11 protein-coding genes are annotated in these 16,564 nt (G+C 72.0%); 8 read left to right on the top strand and 3 right to left on the bottom strand.

Annotation, left to right across the window (positions count from 1 at the left end):
* The first annotated feature begins 70 nt into the window (after positions 1–70).
* The 5 genes from HMPREF3159_RS15165 to HMPREF3159_RS15145 all read left to right on the top strand — a co-directional run bounded on the left by HMPREF3159_RS15165 (position 71) and on the right by HMPREF3159_RS15145 (position 6,219).
* Positions 71–934 carry a siderophore-interacting protein gene (locus tag HMPREF3159_RS15165; RefSeq protein WP_070502025.1) on the top strand — a complete coding sequence of 288 codons (864 nt, stop codon included), beginning with the start codon at positions 71–73 and terminating at the stop codon, positions 932–934.
* Between the two features lie 111 nt (positions 935–1,045).
* Positions 1,046–2,350 (top strand): O-acetylhomoserine aminocarboxypropyltransferase/cysteine synthase family protein, encoded by a 1,305-nt coding sequence (locus HMPREF3159_RS15160; RefSeq protein WP_070502023.1) that lies wholly within the window; start codon positions 1,046–1,048, stop codon positions 2,348–2,350.
* Between the two features lie 50 nt (positions 2,351–2,400).
* Complete coding sequence (locus HMPREF3159_RS15155) at positions 2,401–3,516, top strand: FAD-dependent oxidoreductase (protein WP_070502021.1); 1,116 nt, start codon at positions 2,401–2,403, stop codon at positions 3,514–3,516.
* Between the two features lie 9 nt (positions 3,517–3,525).
* Positions 3,526–4,254 (top strand): PIG-L deacetylase family protein, encoded by a 729-nt coding sequence (locus HMPREF3159_RS15150; protein ID WP_070502019.1) that lies wholly within the window; start codon positions 3,526–3,528, stop codon positions 4,252–4,254.
* Positions 4,255–4,350: 96 nt separating this feature from the next.
* Complete coding sequence (locus HMPREF3159_RS15145) at positions 4,351–6,219, top strand: transketolase (protein WP_070502018.1); 1,869 nt, start codon at positions 4,351–4,353, stop codon at positions 6,217–6,219.
* Between the two features lie 31 nt (positions 6,220–6,250).
* Here HMPREF3159_RS15145 and HMPREF3159_RS15140 read toward each other — a convergent pair whose 3' ends face one another.
* The gene (locus HMPREF3159_RS15140) at positions 6,251–7,708 is read right to left on the bottom strand and encodes a sugar porter family MFS transporter (protein WP_083305982.1); all 1,458 of its coding nucleotides are present in this window, start codon (positions 7,706–7,708) and stop codon (positions 6,251–6,253) included.
* 206 nt (positions 7,709–7,914) lie between these two features.
* Entirely contained in the window at positions 7,915–9,720 is a 1,806-nt protein-coding gene (gene metG / locus HMPREF3159_RS15135; protein ID WP_070502016.1) for a methionine--tRNA ligase, read from the bottom strand.
* Between the two features lie 276 nt (positions 9,721–9,996).
* Here metG and HMPREF3159_RS15130 point away from each other — a divergent pair, with 276 nt between their 5' ends.
* The 3 genes from HMPREF3159_RS15130 to HMPREF3159_RS15120 all read left to right on the top strand — a co-directional run bounded on the left by HMPREF3159_RS15130 (position 9,997) and on the right by HMPREF3159_RS15120 (position 13,150).
* Entirely contained in the window at positions 9,997–10,245 is a 249-nt protein-coding gene (locus HMPREF3159_RS15130; RefSeq protein WP_070502014.1) for a hypothetical protein, read from the top strand.
* A 24-nt stretch (positions 10,246–10,269) separates the two neighbouring features.
* The gene (locus HMPREF3159_RS15125) at positions 10,270–11,658 is read left to right on the top strand and encodes a UTP--glucose-1-phosphate uridylyltransferase (protein WP_070502013.1); all 1,389 of its coding nucleotides are present in this window, start codon (positions 10,270–10,272) and stop codon (positions 11,656–11,658) included.
* 412 nt (positions 11,659–12,070) lie between these two features.
* Positions 12,071–13,150, top strand: coding sequence for a hypothetical protein (locus tag HMPREF3159_RS15120; RefSeq protein ID WP_070502011.1), 1,080 nt, complete (start codon positions 12,071–12,073; stop codon positions 13,148–13,150).
* A 232-nt stretch (positions 13,151–13,382) separates the two neighbouring features.
* Here HMPREF3159_RS15120 and HMPREF3159_RS15115 read toward each other — a convergent pair.
* A partial coding sequence (locus HMPREF3159_RS15115; RefSeq protein WP_070502010.1) for a bifunctional proline dehydrogenase/L-glutamate gamma-semialdehyde dehydrogenase occupies positions 13,383–16,564 on the bottom strand: 3,182 nt, incomplete at its 5' end.

Genomic DNA, 16,564 nt, shown 5'->3' with positions numbered 1-16,564 from the left:
CACGTCCCGAGAGGCGGACGGGAGCCCGGCACGGATTTACGTAATACGGAAGTAGCGTAATGTGGAGGGCATGCAGACGACCACCGCCCAGTCCCCGTCCTCCGAGGCGCCCGACGCGCGCCGTCCCCGGGCGCCGCGCCCCCAGGCAGTGCTCGAGGTGCTGGGCAAGACCCGCATCTCCCCGCGCCTGCTGCGCCTCACTCTCGGCGGCGAGGGATTCACCACCCTGCATCGCAACGAGCAGACCGACGCGTACGTGAAGCTCCTCCTTCCCGCCCCCGGCTCCGGTCTGCAGCCCCCGTACGATCTCGACGCCCTGCGCGCGGAGAGCCCCGAGCTGCTCCCGACCCGCCGCACCTACACCGTGCGCCGCTGGGACGATGCGGCGCAGCAGATCGAGATCGACGTGGTCCTGCACGGCGAGTCCGGCGAGGACGACCACGGCGTCGCCGCCCGCTGGGCCGACGAGGCCCAGCCCGGCGACCTCATCGCCATGAACGGCGCCGGCGGCGGCTGGTCACCCGCAGCCGACGCGACGAGCCACCTGCTCATCGGCGACCACGCCGCGCTGCCCGCGATCGCCGCCGGCCTCGAGGCGATGGACCCGGACGCGCGAGGTCTGGCCCTGATCCACCTGGACCACGAGGACGACCGCCTCGAGCTCCAGCACCCCGAGGGCGTCGAGCTGCGCTGGGTGCTCGGCGCCCGCGAGCAGCTGCTCGACGAGGTCGCGGCGCTGGACCTCTCGGACCACGAGGGCCTGGACGTCTTCTGCCACGTCGAGCGCGGCATCACGAAGCAGCTGCGTCGTCTGCTGGTCAAGGACGCCGGCATCCCCCGCGAGCAGATCTCGATCTCCGCCTACTGGGCGCTGGGACGCATCGAGGACCAGTTCCAGGCCGAGAAGCGCGAGCCCATCGGGGCTATCGATTGACACGGCGCGGCTGACACCGCGCCACACTTCGTCACGTTTCTCGCCGCGCCCGCCCGCGCCGCCGCACGATGGACCGCACAGGACTGACATCGAGCACGGCAGGGAGGCGCCATGAGCACCGCAGGCATCCACGCGGGCTGGACGCGAGCAGACACGCACCGCGCCCTCACCCCACCGATCTACGCCTCGAGCGCCTATGCGCAGACCAACCACTCGTCCCTGCGCGCCCTGTTCGAGCGACGTGCCGACGGCTTCGCCTACTCCCGCTCCGGGAACCCCACCACCGAGGTCCTCGAGCAGCGGATCACGGCGCTCGAGGGCGGGATCGGGGCGATCGCCGTCGCCTCCGGACAGGCCGCGACGACGATCGCGCTGTGCGCCCTCGCGGCCCCCGGCGGGCACGTCGTCGCCTCCTCGCGCCTCTACGGCGGCACCACCGAGCTGCTCGACGACACCCTCGCCGACCTCGGTGTGACCACCACCGTGGCGGACCCCTGGGACCTCGAGGCGTGGGAGGCGGCGTTCACCCCGCGCACCCGCGCCGCGATCGTCGAGTCGATCGCGAACCCGGGAGCGCAGCTGCTGGACCTCGACGCCCTCACCTCCATCGCGCACGCCCATGACGTCCCGGTGATCGTCGACTCGACCCTCGCCAGTCCCGCCCTCTACCGTCCCGGCGACCACGGCGCCGACGTCGTCGTCCACTCCGCCACGAAGTACCTGTGCGGCCACGGCACCACGATCGCGGGCCTGATCGTGGACACCGGACGCTTCGACCCGCGGCGATGTCCCGAGCGGTGGGAGCGGCTGACCACCCGCAACCGCCGCTTCGGCGTCACCTTCTCCGACGAGTACGCGCGCGGCGGTTCCGGGCTGCTCGCCTACGCCCGCGCCAAGTACGTCACCGATCTCGGGGCGACCCTGCCCGCGACCAGCGCTCAGCAGATCCTCGTCGGCATCGAGACGCTCGACCTGCGTCTGCGGAAGATCAGCAGCGATGCGACCGCGCTCGCCGGACGTCTCGCCGCCTCCTGCGAGGTGGCCGAGGTGCACCATCCCTCGCTCCCCGGCCGGCCGGACCGCTATCTCGTCGCCCGGGACTTCCCCCGCGGCACCTCGGGCGTGTTCTCGATCGACCTGCACGGCGGCGAGGACGCGGCGGCGGCCTTCTGCGATGCGCTGGAGCTGTGGTCCCTCGCCGTGAACCTGGGCGATGCCCGGTCGCTGGTCTGCCATCCGGCGAGCACCACCCACTCCCATCTCACCCCGGCCCAGCGCGAGGCCTGCGGGGTGGGGGAGGGTACGGTGCGCCTCAGCGTCGGCCTCGAGGACCTCGAGGACCTCTGGGCGGACCTCTCCCGCGGGCTCGAGGCCGCCCGCGCCGTCCTGCCGGAAGCGCGCGCCGTCACGGCGTGAGCCTGCTCGCCTCCGGGAACGCCGAAGCCCGCAGCCGGGTTGAGCCGAACATGGACCTTCTCGACGCCGTCGTGATCGGGGCTGGGCAGGCCGGCCTCTCCGCCGCCTACCATCTGCGCCGACGCGGCATGGACGACGTCGTCGTGCTCGACGCGGAGGACGGCCCCGGCGGGGCATGGCGCCACCGCTGGGACAGCCTCACCATGGCCACCGTCAACGGGATCCGCGAGCTGCCCGACGCCCCGGCCCCGGAGGTCGGCGGCGACGTCCCCGCGAACATCGCGGTGCCCGCCTACTTCGCCGACTTCGAGGCGCGGACGGGGCTCGCGATCCGTCGGCCCGTGCGCGTCACCCGCGTCGAGGACGATCCGGCAGGTGCGGGGGAGCGGCAGGGGCCCCTGCTGGTCCGCGCGGTCGGGGCCGATGGACGGGCGCTGCCCGTGCTGCGCACCCGTGCGGTGCTGAACGCGACCGGCACCTGGACCCGGCCCTTCGTGCCCGCGGTGCCCGGCGCGGCGGAGTTCCGCGGCCGGCTGCTGCACACCGCCGAGTATGTCGCCGCTGACGAGTTCGCCGGTCAGCGGGTCGCGGTGGTCGGCGGCGGGATCAGCGCGCTCGGGCATCTGCAGGAGATCGCCGAGGTGGGCGAGACCCGCTGGTACACGCGCCGCGAGCCGGTCTTCCGCGAGGACGAGTTCACCGAGGAGGCCGGACGCGAGGCCGTCGCCGGGGTGTGGGATGCGGTGCGGGAGGGGCGCCCGGTCGGCAGCGTCGTCTCCCACACGGGGCTGCTGTGGACCCCGGCGCTGCGCCGCGCCGCACGCCGCGGGATCCTGGACCGTCGGCCGATGTTCACCCGGATCGTGCCGGGCGGCGTGATCGAGGCCGATGGGACGCGCACCCCGGTGGACGCGATCCTCTGGGCCACCGGGTTCCGCCACGAGCTGCGCCACCTGCGACCGCTGGGCCTGACCGGACCGCTCGGCGGGATCGCGATGGACGGCACCGCCGTCGCCGCCGATCCCCGCATCCACCTCGTCGGCCATGGCCCGGGCGCCTCCACCATCGGGGCGAACCGTGCCGGGCGCGCGGCCGTGAACCGCCTGGTCCGCGACCTCGAGGCCGGGCTCGGCGCCTCCCTCGACCGGGAGCTCGTGCGCGCCTAAGGTGGCGCCATGGATGCTCCCACCGCCCTTCCTCCGCTGCCCGAGGACGGACTGCAGCGGGTGCTGTGCGTCGTCGCGCACCCCGATGACATGGAGTACGGCGCCTCCGCCGCCGTCGCCGCTTGGACCGCCGCGGGGGTGGAGGTGTCCTATCTGCTGCTGACCCGCGGCGAGGCCGGGATGGCGGAGCCGCCCGAGATCGTCGCGCCGCTGCGCGAGACGGAGCAGCGCAGCGCCTGCGCACAGGTCGGTGTGGAGGACCTGCGCCATCTCGACCACCCCGACGGGATGCTCGAGCACGGCCTCGCGCTGCGCCGGGACATCGCCCGCGTGATCCGGCAGGTGCGCCCCGACCTCGTGCTCACCGCGAACTTCGAGGTCGAGGCGTACGGCGGGCTGAACCAGGCCGACCACCGGGTCGCGGGCCTCGCCGCCGTCGACGCCTGCCGCGACGCCGCGAACCCGTGGGTGTTCCGCGAGCTGGCCGCGCAGGAGCACCTCGCGCCCTGGAGCACGAGGACGCTCGCGGTGGCCGGGCATCCCGCTCCCACCCACGCCAAGTCCGTCGGACAGCGCGAGGTCGACGCCGCGGTAGCCTCCCTGCGCGCGCACGAGGCCTATCTCGCGCACGTCGCCGACCATCCTGTCCCGGAGGAGTTCATCCCGGAGATCCTCCGCCAGGGCGGTGCCGCCGCGGGCACCGAGCACGCCGTCGTGCTGCGCGTGCACGAGCTCTGAGCGCGGGACCGAACGGTCGGCCGCCCCCTGGCCGCCCGGCGCGAAGGCTCCTACGGTGAGGAGGTCAGGCCGGATCCGCCACGGAAGGACTCTCCCATGACCACGACCATGCACGACGGACTCTCCCTCGAGCAGGTCCGCGAGCTCGCCGCCCAGCTGCGGGTCGACTCGATCCGCTCCTCGACCGACGCCGGCTCGGGACATCCCACCTCCAGCCTGTCCGCCGCCGACCTGCTGGCCGTCCTCATGTCGCGCCACCTGCGCTACGACTGGGAGGACCCCGGCGCCCCCGGCAACGACCATCTGATCTTCTCGAAGGGACACGCCTCGCCCCTGCTGTACTCGGTGTTCCGGGCGGCCGGCGTCGTGTCCGAGCAGGAGCTGCTGGAAGGCTACCGACGCTTCGGCCAGCGGCTCGAGGGGCACCCCACCCCTGTCCTGCCCTGGGTCGACGTCGCCACCGGCTCGCTCGGCCAGGGACTGCCCGACGGCGTCGGCATCGCTCTGGCGGGCGCGAAGCTCGAGCAGGCCCCGTACCGGGTCTGGGTGCTCGCCGGCGACAGCGAGCTCGCCGAGGGCTCGATGTGGGAGGCCCTCGCGACCGCCTCCCACTACGGCCTCACGAACCTGGTGACCATCGTGGACGTGAACCGCCTCGGCCAGCGCGGCGAGACCGCGCTGGGATGGGACATGGACACCTATGCCGCCCGTGTCGAGGCATTCGGCGCGGAGGCGGTCGTCGTCGATGGACATGACGTCGAGGCGATCGACGCCGCCCTCGCCCGCGCCGACGATGACCTCGAGCGGCCGCTGGTGATCCTCGCCCGCACCGTCAAGGGCAAGGGGATCCCCGGGGTCGAGGACGAGGAGGACTGGCACGGCAAGCCGATGCCCGAGGACCGCGCCGAGGAGGCGATCGACGCGCTCGGCGGCGTCCGCTCGCTGCAGGTGCGCGGCCCCCGACCGCCCGAGGTCGAGCGCCCCGCCCCGTCGCGCGGGCCGGTCGAGCTGCCGACCTTCGAGGTGGGGGAGGAGCTCGCCACACGCAAGGCCTACGGTCCCGCCCTGGTCGCACTCGCGGACGCCGATCCGCGGGTGGTCGCGCTCGACGGGGAGGTCTCGAACTCCACCGGCGTCGCCGACTTCGTCCAGGCGCATCCCGAGAGGTTCTTCGAGATGTTCATCGCCGAGCAGCAGATGGTCGCCGCCGCGACCGGGCTGGCCGCCCGCGGGTACATCGCCTACGCCTCGTCCTTCGCGGCCTTCCTCAGCCGCGCCGCGGACTTCATCCGCATGGCCCCCGTCTCCCGGGCCGACCTGCGACTGGTCGGCTCGCACGCAGGGGTGGAGATCGGCGCCGACGGCCCCTCCCAGATGAGCTTGGAGGACCTCGCCATGATGGCGGCGACGCAGGGCTCCACAGTGCTGTACCCGAGCGACGCGACCTCGACCGCCGCCCTGGTCGCGGCGATGGCGGACCTGCACGGCGTCAGCTACCTGCGGACCACCCGCGGCGGCTACCCGGTGCTCTACGGCCCCGAGGAGGAGTTCCCCGTCGGCGGGTCCAAGACCCTGCGCCGCAGCGCGCACGACGCGGTCACCCTCATCGGCGCCGGCGTGACGCTGCACGAGGCGCTCGGCGCGGCCGATGCGCTGGCCGAGGAGGGCGTGCAGGCCCGCGTGATCGACGCGTACTCCGTCAAGCCGATCGACGCCGAGGGCATCCGCGCGGCCGTCGCCGAGACCGGCGGGCGCGCGGTGGTGGCGGAGGACCACCATCGCGAGGGCGGGCTGGGTGCCGCGGTGCTCGCGGCGCTGGCCGCCGAGCCGCTCGCCGACCTGCACCTCGAGCACCTCGCGGTCGACGGGGTGCCGGGCTCCGGCACCACCGCCGAGCTGCTGGACTGGGCCGGCATCGACGCCGCGAACATCGCGCGCGCGGCGCGGACGGTGCTGGAGGGCTGAGCCTCCTGCACAGGGGGCGGCGGGACTGTGCTCAGCCGTCGGCCGCGACGTCGTCGGCCGACCCCCGCCGTCCCAGGCGCAGCTGGTCCATGTCCTCCAGCTCGCGGCCCTTCGTCTCGGGCACCCAGCGCGCCACGAACAGCAGGCTCAGCAGTGCGAAGGCCGCGTACAGGCCGTAGGCGAAGCTCAGACCGATCTCCGAGAGCGTCGGGAAGGTCGCCGAGACCGCCCAGTTCGCGCCCCACTGGGCCGCGGCCGCGACCGCGAGGGCCGAGGCGCGGATCCGGTTGGGGAAGATCTCGCCCAGCAGCACCCAGACGAGCGGACCCCACGTGGTGCCGAAGAACATCACGAAGGCGTTGGCGCTGATCAGCGCCACGGTCGACCACGGTTCGGGCAGCGACACCGACTCCGCCCCGGCCGCCGTCTCCCCGAACGAGAAGGCCAGCGCCATCAGCCCCAGCGACACCGCCATGCCCGCCGAGCCGACGAGCAGCATGACGCGTCGGCCCACCCGGTCCACCAGCAGGATCGCGATGATCGTCGCGACGATGTTCATCACCGAGGTGATGGTGGAGGTCAGCAGCGCCTGCGACTCGTCGAAGCCGACCGACTGCCACAGCGTGGTCGAGTAGTAGAAGATCACGTTGATGCCCACGAGCTGCTGGAACAGCGACAGCGCGATCCCCAGCCACACGATCGGCAGCAGCCCGAAGCGGCCCCCGAGCAGGTCCCGCAGGCTCTCCCTGCTCTCCCGCTCCAGGGAAAGGCTGATCTGCTCGATCTTGAGGTTCACGTCGAGCTCGCCGGTGAAGTCGTAGAGCACCTTCGAAGCCTTGTCCCGCTCGCCCTTGCCGATGAGATAGCGCGGCGACTCCGGCAGGAACAGGGCCATCACGCCGTAGACCGCGGCGGGCACGGCCTCGATGATGAACATCCAGCGCCAGGCGCCGACCCCGAACCAGTAGGACTCCGCGGCGCCGCCGGCGGTGTTCGCGATCACCGCATTGGACAGCAGCGCCGCGAAGATGCCCAGCACGATCGCGAGCTGCTGCAGCGAGCCGAGGCGCCCGCGGTATCTCGCGGGTGCGACCTCGGCGATGTACGCCGGGGCGATGACGCTCGCGGCGCCGACGCCGAGCCCGCCCACGACGCGCCACACGATCAGGTCCCACACCCCGACGGCGAGGCCCGAGCCGATCGCGGAGACGAAGAACAGGATCGCGGCGATGACCATCACCGGGATGCGGCCGAAGCGGTTGGCGAGGGAGCCCGCGAACCAGGCGCCCACGGCGCACCCGAGCAACGCGGAGGAGACGGCGAAGCCGGTCAGGCCCGCCCCGAGCGAGAACTCCGCGGAGAGGGCACCGACCGCGCCGTTGATCACCGAGGTGTCGAAGCCGAACAGGAAGCCGCCGACGGCCGCAGCGATGCTGATCCCGACCACCTTCGGGTTGAGGGTCTGTGCGGGTGCGCTCATGGGGACCATCTCCTCGGGTCGGCGTCCGACGCATCGTCCAGGTGCTGGTCACCGTACACCTCCGGGGGCCGACGAGGACTGCTCCTCATCCGCTGCGCCGCACCTGCTCCGCATAGTCGTCGAGGATCGCCAGGAGGCCCTGTAGTCACACTTTCCTCCGAAAGTGTCACTACAGGGCGGTCGTGGTCACGGTTCTCGCTCCGCAGCCGGAGGGATCAGGCCTCGTCGGCGGCCTCCGCCTCGAGCCTCTCGAGCTCCTGCTCGGCCACGGCCGGGTCGAGCTTGACGAAGATCGGGGTCGGCTTCACGACGGTCTGCCCCACGGTCACCGGGCGGTGCTCCCAGGCGGGCACGGCCGTGTAGTCGCCGGTGATGATCGGGTAGCCCGGGCCGCCGTCGAGGTCCTCGACCTCGTCGATGCGGGGCATCGGGGCGATCTCCCGGTCCCCGCCGAGCGCCTTCTCCACGGCGTTGGCCGAGTGAGGGAGGAAGGGGGCGAGCATCGTGTTGAGATCGGCGACCGCCTGGGCGAGCACGTGCAGCACGGTGAGCAGGCGCGGTCGCTGCTCCTCGGCCTTCATCTTGAACGGCTCGGTGCGGGAGACGTAGGCGTTCGCCTCGCCCACCAGGCGCATGATCTCCGCGATCGCGGCGCGCTGGCGGTGGCTCTCGATGAGCTTCCCGACGGTCGTGAAGCCCGTGCGGATCTGGTCGAGCAGCGCGGTGTCGACATCCTCGAGCTCGCCGGCGGCCGGGATCTCCCCGACGTTCTTCGCGATCATCGCGGCGGTGCGGTTGACGAGATTGCCCCAGCCGGCGACCAGCTCGTTGTTCGTGCGTGAGACGAAGTCGACCCAGGTGAAGTCCGCGTCGTGGTTCTCGGGCCCCGCGGCGGAGATGAAGTAGCGCAGCGCATCGGGCTGGTAGCGCTCGAGCACGTCGCGCACGTAGATGACGATCCCCTTGGAGGAGGAGAACTTCTTGCCCTCCATCGTGAGGAACTCGGAGGAGACGACCTCGGTGGGCAGGGTCAGCTCGCCGAAGTGGCCTGGCTCCCCGCCCTTGTCGCCCTCGCCGTTCTGGGCGATCATCTCCGCCGGCCAGATCTGCGAGTGGAAGACGATGTTGTCCTTGCCCATGAAGTAGTACGCGAGGGTCTCGGGATCGTTCCACCAGCGGCGCCATGCCTCGGGGTCTCCGGAGCGGCGCGCCCACTCGATCGAGGCGGAGAGATAGCCGATCACCGCGTCGAACCAGACGTACAGGCGCTTGTTCGGCTGGTCCTCCCAGCCCGGGACCGGGATGCCCCAGTCGATGTCGCGGGTCATCGCACGGGGCTTGATGTCCTCGAGGATGTTCTGGCTGAACCGGATCACGTTCGGGCGCCACAGGCCGGTCGCCTCCCGCTCGTCGAGCCAGCGGCCGAGCTCCGCGGCGAGCGCCGGCAGGTCGAGGAACCAGTGCGAGGTCTCGATGAACTCCGGGGTCTCGCCGTTGATGCGGGAGACCGGGTCGATGAGGTCCGTCGGGTCCAGCTGGTTGCCGCAGTTGTCGCACTGGTCGCCGCGCGCCCCGCCCGCGCCGCAGATCGGGCAGGTGCCCTCGATGTAGCGGTCGGGGAGGGTGCGGCCGGTCGACGGGGAGATCGCGCCCGAGGTGGTCTGCTCGATCATGTAGCCGTTGTCCCGCACGGCCACGAACATGTCCTGCACCACCTGGTAGTGGTTGCGGGTGGTGGTGCGGGTGAACAGGTCGTAGGAGAGGCCGAGCGCGACCAGGTCCTCGACGATGAGCCGGTTGTTGCGGTCGGCGAGCTCGTGGGCGGAGATGCCCTCCTTGTCGGCCTCGACGAGGATCGGAGTGCCGTGCTCGTCGGTGCCGGAGACCATGAGCACGTCGTGGCCCGCCATCCGCATGTAGCGCGAGAAGACGTCGGAGGGGACGCCGAAGCCGGCGACGTGGCCGATGTGGCGGGGACCGTTGGCGTACGGCCAGGCGACCGCGGACAGGACTGTGCTCATGGGATCCGATTCTAGGGGAGGCGGGGCGCGGCGCGTTCCTTCCCCGAAGCGCGGTGCAGCACCGCGTGCCACCCGCAGGCCCGGAGCACCCTCGACATCGCCGGGCGCGTCGAGCTGGTGCCGGTCTCGACGATCGTCTCCCGGCTGCTGCTGATGAGGGTGTCCGTCGTGCTCGTGACCCTCGTGCGCCGGCCGCGCAGGCCAGTGCAGGCCGAGTGAGCCAGTGACCCGGTGAGGCATGCCGATGCGGACCGGCAGTCTGAGGGGCCGGGAGGCATGGAACCGACGAACACCGTCCAGATCGACGAGAGCGGGGCCGGTTTCGCGGCCTTCGGCGACCCGCGCTACCACCCGCTCGGGCCCGACGGCGACGTCGCCGACGAGGTGCCGGAGCTCCCCACCGGATCGGTGCTCTCGGCCTACGGCGTCGTCTGCCAGAGCCTCGAGGCGGGTACGGTCACGTGCACCGCGGGCGCGGACGCCTCGATGCGCGTCTCCGCCACGGAGCACGAGTTCAAGCCCTGACCCCTCCACCGATACGCTGTGCCCATGAGCAACGAAGGACTCGCCGCAGCGCAGCAGAAGATGAAGGACGCAGGGGTCGCGCAGACCGCGATCGACGTCTTCTCCCACTACTACGGGCAGCTCGAGGAGGGGGTGACCGGCACGATCCCCGAGGACACGATCGAGCCGTACCTGGACCCCACCCACCTCGACGACGTGAAGATCGACGTGGCCGAGGCGAAGAAGGTCTTCGACAAGCTCGCGATCATCAACCTCAACGGCGGCCTCGGCACCTCCATGGGGCTGGACCGGGCGAAGTCGCTTCTCCCCGTGCGGGACGGGAAGAGCTTCCTGGACCTCATCGTCGAGCAGGTTCTCGCCGCCCGCCGCGGCACGAACTCGCGCCTGCCGCTGATCTTCATGAACTCCTTCCGCACCCGCGAGGACACCCTCGAGGTGCTCTCGAAGTACCCCGACCTGCCCGTCGGCGACCTGCCGCTGGACTTCCTGCAGAACAAGGAGCCCAAGCTCCGCACCGACGACCTCACCCCCGTCGAGTGGGAGGCGGACCCCGACCTCGAGTGGTGCCCGCCCGGCCACGGCGACATCTACACCGCCCTGCAGACCTCGGGCCTGCTCCAGCAGCTGCTCGACGCCGGCTTCAAGTACGCCTCCGTCTCGAACTCCGACAACCTCGGCACCGTACCGAGCCCGGTGCTCGCCGCCTGGTTCGCCTCCACCGGCGCGCCCTATGCCGCCGAGCTGTGCCGCCGCACCCCCGCGGACCGCAAGGGCGGCCACCTCGCGGTGCGCAAGTCCGACGGACGGCTCATCCTGCGCGACACCGCGCAGACCCCGGCGGAGGAGATGGACTACTTCACCGACGAGCACCGTCACCCGTTCTTCCACACCAACAACCTGTGGTGGGATCTCGAGCAGCTCGACGCGATCCTCAAGGAGCGCGATGGCGTCATGGGCCTGCCGCTGATCCGCAACGAGAAGACCGTGGACCCCTCCGACAAGTCCTCCACGCCTGTCTACCAGATCGAGTCCGCGATGGGCGCCGCGATCGAGGTGTTCGACGGTGCGACCGCGATCGTCGTCGGCCGCGACCGGTTCCTGCCCGTGAAGGCCACCAGCGACCTGCTCCTGATCCGCTCCGACGCCTACGCGCTCGACGAGCGGGGCGCCCTGGTCCAGCAGGTTCGGAGCGTGCCGTCGGTCTCCCTGGAGTCCGGCTCCTACAAGCTGATCCAGGACTTCGAGCTCCGCTTCCCGCAGGGCGTGCCCTCGCTCAAGGAGGCCACGAGCCTGGACGTGCAGGGCGACTGGACCTTCGGGGCCGACGTCGCCGTGGTGGGCGAGGCCGTGCTCGGCGAGGAGGGCGGCGAGGTGCCCGAGGGAGCCCGCGTCGGCACCCCCGCCGCCGGCTGACCCCGGCCGCAGCCGGGGCCGTCGGCCCCGGCCCTGACCCGTGGGCCGGCCCCGATCCGGAGAACTGTGCGGTTGGCTCGGCCTCCGGCCCGGTCTTCCTCACCGAGTGCTGCATCTGGACCGCTATGACCACGTGGTGACGGTCCAAATGCAGCACTCGGTGCGTCCTGGGCCGGGCTGCCGCCCTTCCGGGAGTCGGGAGCAGGGAGCAGGTCGGCAGCGCGCCGGGACCACCGCCCCGAAGAACGGCGCCCTGGCTTGCCATCGGCGTCGGTGGGGGTGGAGAGCTCGAAACACTCAGCGGTGACGGCTCCACCGGCCGAGCTCTGGGGAGGAGACGTGGCGCGGCGGCGGGACCTCGACGTTGTGGAAGGGCGATCGGTGGATCCGGCCGTCGGACGATTCTGTCGGCATGTCCCACGCGCCGAGTCCGCTGCCCGATGCACTCGACCACGCCGTCCTCACCACTCAGGAGGCGCTCGCGGCCGGTGTCAGCAGGTCCCGCCTACGGCGCGACGATCTCCGGACCTTGGCTCCCGGCCTCTGGGCGAGGAACGACCGTTCCGTCACCGAACGCGCGATCGTCGCCGCCCTGTGCAGGAGAGACCCTGGTGCCTTCGCAGCCGGACTCACCGCCGCCAGGCTCTGGGGCTTCCCGCTGCCCGGGGTGTTCGCCGAGCAGGTGACGGAAGCACCGAAGCAGTCACGGGTGGTCGATGGAAGGGTTTCCCATCGACCCGGGAGGAATAGCGTCGACGGTCGGATTCACATGGCTCGCCACGGAGCACGGCCGCGGGAGACCGCGCTGCTGCGGTGGAGTCTTCTCACCTGTCCCGTCGTGCTCCTCGAGGATCGGCGCGGGAAGCTGCCCACGGTCCGACTCACGTCGAGGGTGCGGACGTTCCTCGACCTCGGCGCTCAGATCAGCGTCGACGCCCTGATCGCGATCGGGGACCATCTCGTGCGTCGTCCGCGTCCGGAGTTCGAGGGGCGTGCCGAGCCGTACGCGACGCTCTCGGAGCTGCGAGCGGCCGTCGACACGTATCGGGGCCGAGGGGCGCGTCGACTCCGCGAGGCGGTGGCCCAGGTCAGGATGAGCAGTGACTCCCCACCGGAGACAGCGCTGAGACTTGCCATGGTCGCAGCGGGCCTTCCCGAGCCGCTCGCGAACGCGGCCGTCGTGCAGGAGATCGAGGGCGGGGAGCTCGTGGATCTCGGCGAGCCTGATCTCCACTGGCCGCAGTGGAAGGTGGTGCTCGAGCACGAGGGGCCAACGCATCTGGAGCGAAAGCAGCTAAGCCGCGACGTGACGCGTGGCGACCGACGCATGGACGCGGGATGGGTGGAGCTGCGCACAACCTCAGATGACCTGCGCTACGGGTGCCGGCGGGCGGTGGAGCGAGCACGGCGAGAGCTGCTGCGCGCCGGATGGAGTCCGGAGCGGGACCGGCCTCACAGTGGTCAGGTCCCCACGTCGCGGAGCGTTGCATGAGCTGGTCGAACAGTGCGCACAGCGTCTGCCCTTCGTGCGTGCGTGGTCGGCCGGCTTTCACGTCCCCCGACGGGCGCGCGTACCCAGGCATACGTGCTCTGGCCGATACGAACTCGCCGAGTGCTGCATCCGGGCCGCCACAGAGGAATGGTGACGGCCCAGATGCAGCACTCGATGGGCCAGGTCGGTGCGACGGGCCGGCCGACGGGCCAGGCCGGCCCGGGCCGGGCGGTCATCGGGGGCCGGTGGCCCAGCCCTTGCCGCCGGTGAGGTCCAGGGGGTGGGGCAGAGGGTTCCCGTAGCGGTGGTTCGTGGCGCTGATCGCCTGCTCCTGCAGGAAGGTGAGCAGCTCGGCGCGACCCGAGGCGAGCACGGGACCGGTGAACAGGGCGACCTCCACGCGCTGGGCGTGGGCGGCCCGCAGCGCGTCGTCGACCTCTCCGATCACGCGCACGCGGCGCTGGGCGAGCCGGCCGAGACGGGCGGCGAAGGTCGCCGCGTCCTCGTGGACGACCGAGGCAGGCGTGTCCCCGGCCCGCGCGGTCGGGAGCAGCGCCTCGTCGGCGACCGAGACCTCGACCTCGGCGCCGGCGGTGCGGGCGGCATGCAGCACCCGCTCGAGCTCCGCCGTCGTCGTCCCGTCGGCCGCGCGGACCATGACCGGCAGCGGCAGGTGGCGCAGCAGGTTGATCTCGCCGTGGACCTCCTGCTCGTCGCGAGGGCCGAAGAACTCGTCGATCTCCATGCGGTCGGAGTCGCGCGCCGCCTCGAGCCAGGCCTGCGGGTCCTCGGTGCGGGAGGGGACGGAGGCGGAGTCGGCGAGGTCCTGCAGGTGCAGCAGGTAGTGCGGGCCGCCCGCCTTCGCGGTCTGTCCGATCGCTGAGCGCTTCCAGCCGCCGAAGGGCTGTCGCTGCACGATCGCGCCGGTGATGCCCCGGTTGACGTAGAGGTTCCCCGCCTCGACGTGCTCGGTCCACCAGGCGATCTCGGAGGGCTCGAGGGAGTGCAGCCCCGCGGTGAGCCCGTAGTCGGTGCCGTTCTGCATCCGCACGGCGTCCTCGAGGGTGTCGGCGTGCATGATGCCGAGGACCGGCCCGAAGTACTCGGTGCGGTGGAAGGCGGAGCCCTCGCGCACGCCGATCCGCACGCCCGGCGTCCATAGGCGTCCCTCCGCGTCGAGCTGTCGCGGCTCGGCGAGCCAGGCCTCGCCCTCCCCGAGCTCCGTGAGGCCCGCGGCGAGCTTCTCGCCGGGCGGCTCGATGATCGGCCCCATCCGCACCGTCGGGTCGACGGGCTCGCCGACCTCGAGGGACAGCACCGCGTCGGCGAGCTGCGCGTTGAAGCGGCGGGAGCGGGAGACGGAGCCGACGGTGATCACGAGACTCGCCGCGGAGCACTTCTGCCCGGCATGGCCGAAGGCCGACAGCGCCACGTCCCGGGCGGCGAGGTCGAGATCCGCCTGCGGGGTCACGATGATCGCGTTCTTGCCGCTGGTCTCGGCGAGGATCCGCAGATCGGGGCGCCAGGACGCGAACAGGGCGGCGGTGTCGTAGGCGCCGGTGAGGATCAGCTGATCGAAGCGGGGATGGGCGATGAGGGAGCGCCCCACCTCGTCCTCGGGCACATCCACGAGCGTGAACACGCCCTCCGGCACCCCGGCCTCGTGGAAGAGACGGCCCAGCAGCGCGCCGCAGCGTCGCGCCTGCGGGGCCGGCTTCATGATCACGGCGCTGCCCGTCACCAGTGCGGCGAGAGCCCCGCCGGTCGGGATCGCGACCGGGAAGTTCCACGGCGGGGTGACCAGGGTGAGGGCGCGCGGGGTCAGCGCGAGGTCGCGGCGCGCTGCGATGCGCTCGGCCTGCTCGGCATAGAAGAGCGCGAAGTCGATCGCCTCGCTGACCTCGGGATCGCCCTGCTCGAAGGTCTTCCCCGTCTCGGAGGCCATCACCTCCAGCAGCTCGGCGCGGTGCGCGGCCAGGGTGCCGGCGACTCGGCGGAGCACCAGAGCGCGCTTCTCGACCGGCATCGCGGCCCAGGCCGGCTGCGCCGCGAGCGCCGCCTGCACCGTCGCCTCGACCTCGTCCGTCGTGGTCAGACGCGCGGCACGGGACTCCTCGACGCCGAGCTCCGAGCCGCGGATGCGATGGGTGATGCCGGCGGCCCACTCCTGGTTGGCGACCGTGGACAGATCGGTGTCCGGGGTGCCGTGGAAGGCGCCGGGCACCGCGGGCAGTGCGAGGCTGCCCAGCTCGAGCCGAGCACCGGTCTCCGCCGCACGGTCCTGGACCCGGTGCGTGTCCGGGGCGTCCTCGCTCCGGGCGAGGTCGAGGGCACGGGTGAACCGGTCCTGCTCGCGGGCGAACAGCTCCTTTGAGGAGTCGAGGTCGAAGGCCGCGGAGAGGAAGTTCTCCGAGGAGGCGTTCTCCTCCAGACGACGCACCAGGTAGGAGACGGCCACGTCGAAATGACGCGGGTGGACGATCGGGACGTACAGGCGCATCGTCCCGGTCGCCTCCCGCACCACGGCCTGCTGCCCCGGGGCCATGCCCGCGAGCATCTCGAACTCGACGCCGTGCCCGGGACCGGTGGGGATCCCGCGCTCGGCCATGAGCAGGTGGGCGAAGGCGACGTCGAAGAGGTTGTGCCCGGCGACGCCGAGGTGCACGGCCTCGAGCCGGCCCGGGTCCATCGCCTCGAGCAGCATCCGCTTGTACTGCGCGTCGGTCTCCAGCTTCGAGGGCAGCGGGGCCTGCGGCCAGCCGTGGACCGAGGCGTCGACCTTCTCCATCGCGAGGTTCGCCCCCTTGACCAGCCGCACCTTGACCGGCGCGCCGCCGTCCGCGACCCGGCGCTCGGCGAAGCGGCGCACCCGCGCCATCGCCCGCGGCGCATCGGGGAGATAGGCCTGCAGCACGATCCCGGCGTGGAGCTGGGCGAGCTCGGGACGGTCCAGGAGCGTCTCGAACACCTCCAGGGTCAGCTCGAGATCCCGGTACTCCTCCATGTCGAGGTTCAGGAAGGTGGGGGAGTCGGCGCGTGCGGCGGAGAGATAGATCGGCAGCAGCGTCTCGACCACGTGGTCCACGGTCTCGGCCGCTCCCCACAGCGGGAGGTGCTCCACGATCGAGGACACCTTGATCGAGACGTAGTCGACGTCGGGCCGGGAGACGATCTCGTGCACGCCCGCGAGGCGTCTCGCCGCCTCCTGCGCGCCGAGCACGGCCTCGCCGAGCAGGTTGATGTTCAGCGTCGTCCCGTCGGCCGTGAGCCGGGCGAGGGAGGCGGTCAGCGGCCCGGGGCGGGCGTCGAGGATCAGATGGGAGACCATCCTGCGCATGGCGGCGCGGGCGGTGGGCACCACGACCGAGGGCGCCAGGCGCGAGGCGGCGCCGCCGAGGCCGACGACGCGGCGCA

Source organism: Brachybacterium sp. HMSC06H03 (assembly GCF_001807385.1).
In the GTDB taxonomy this organism is placed as follows: Bacteria; Actinomycetota; Actinomycetes; order Actinomycetales; family Dermabacteraceae; genus Brachybacterium; species Brachybacterium conglomeratum.
The sequence above is the reverse complement of the archived record's forward strand: the minus strand, read 5'-3'. Positions and strand labels throughout refer to the sequence as shown.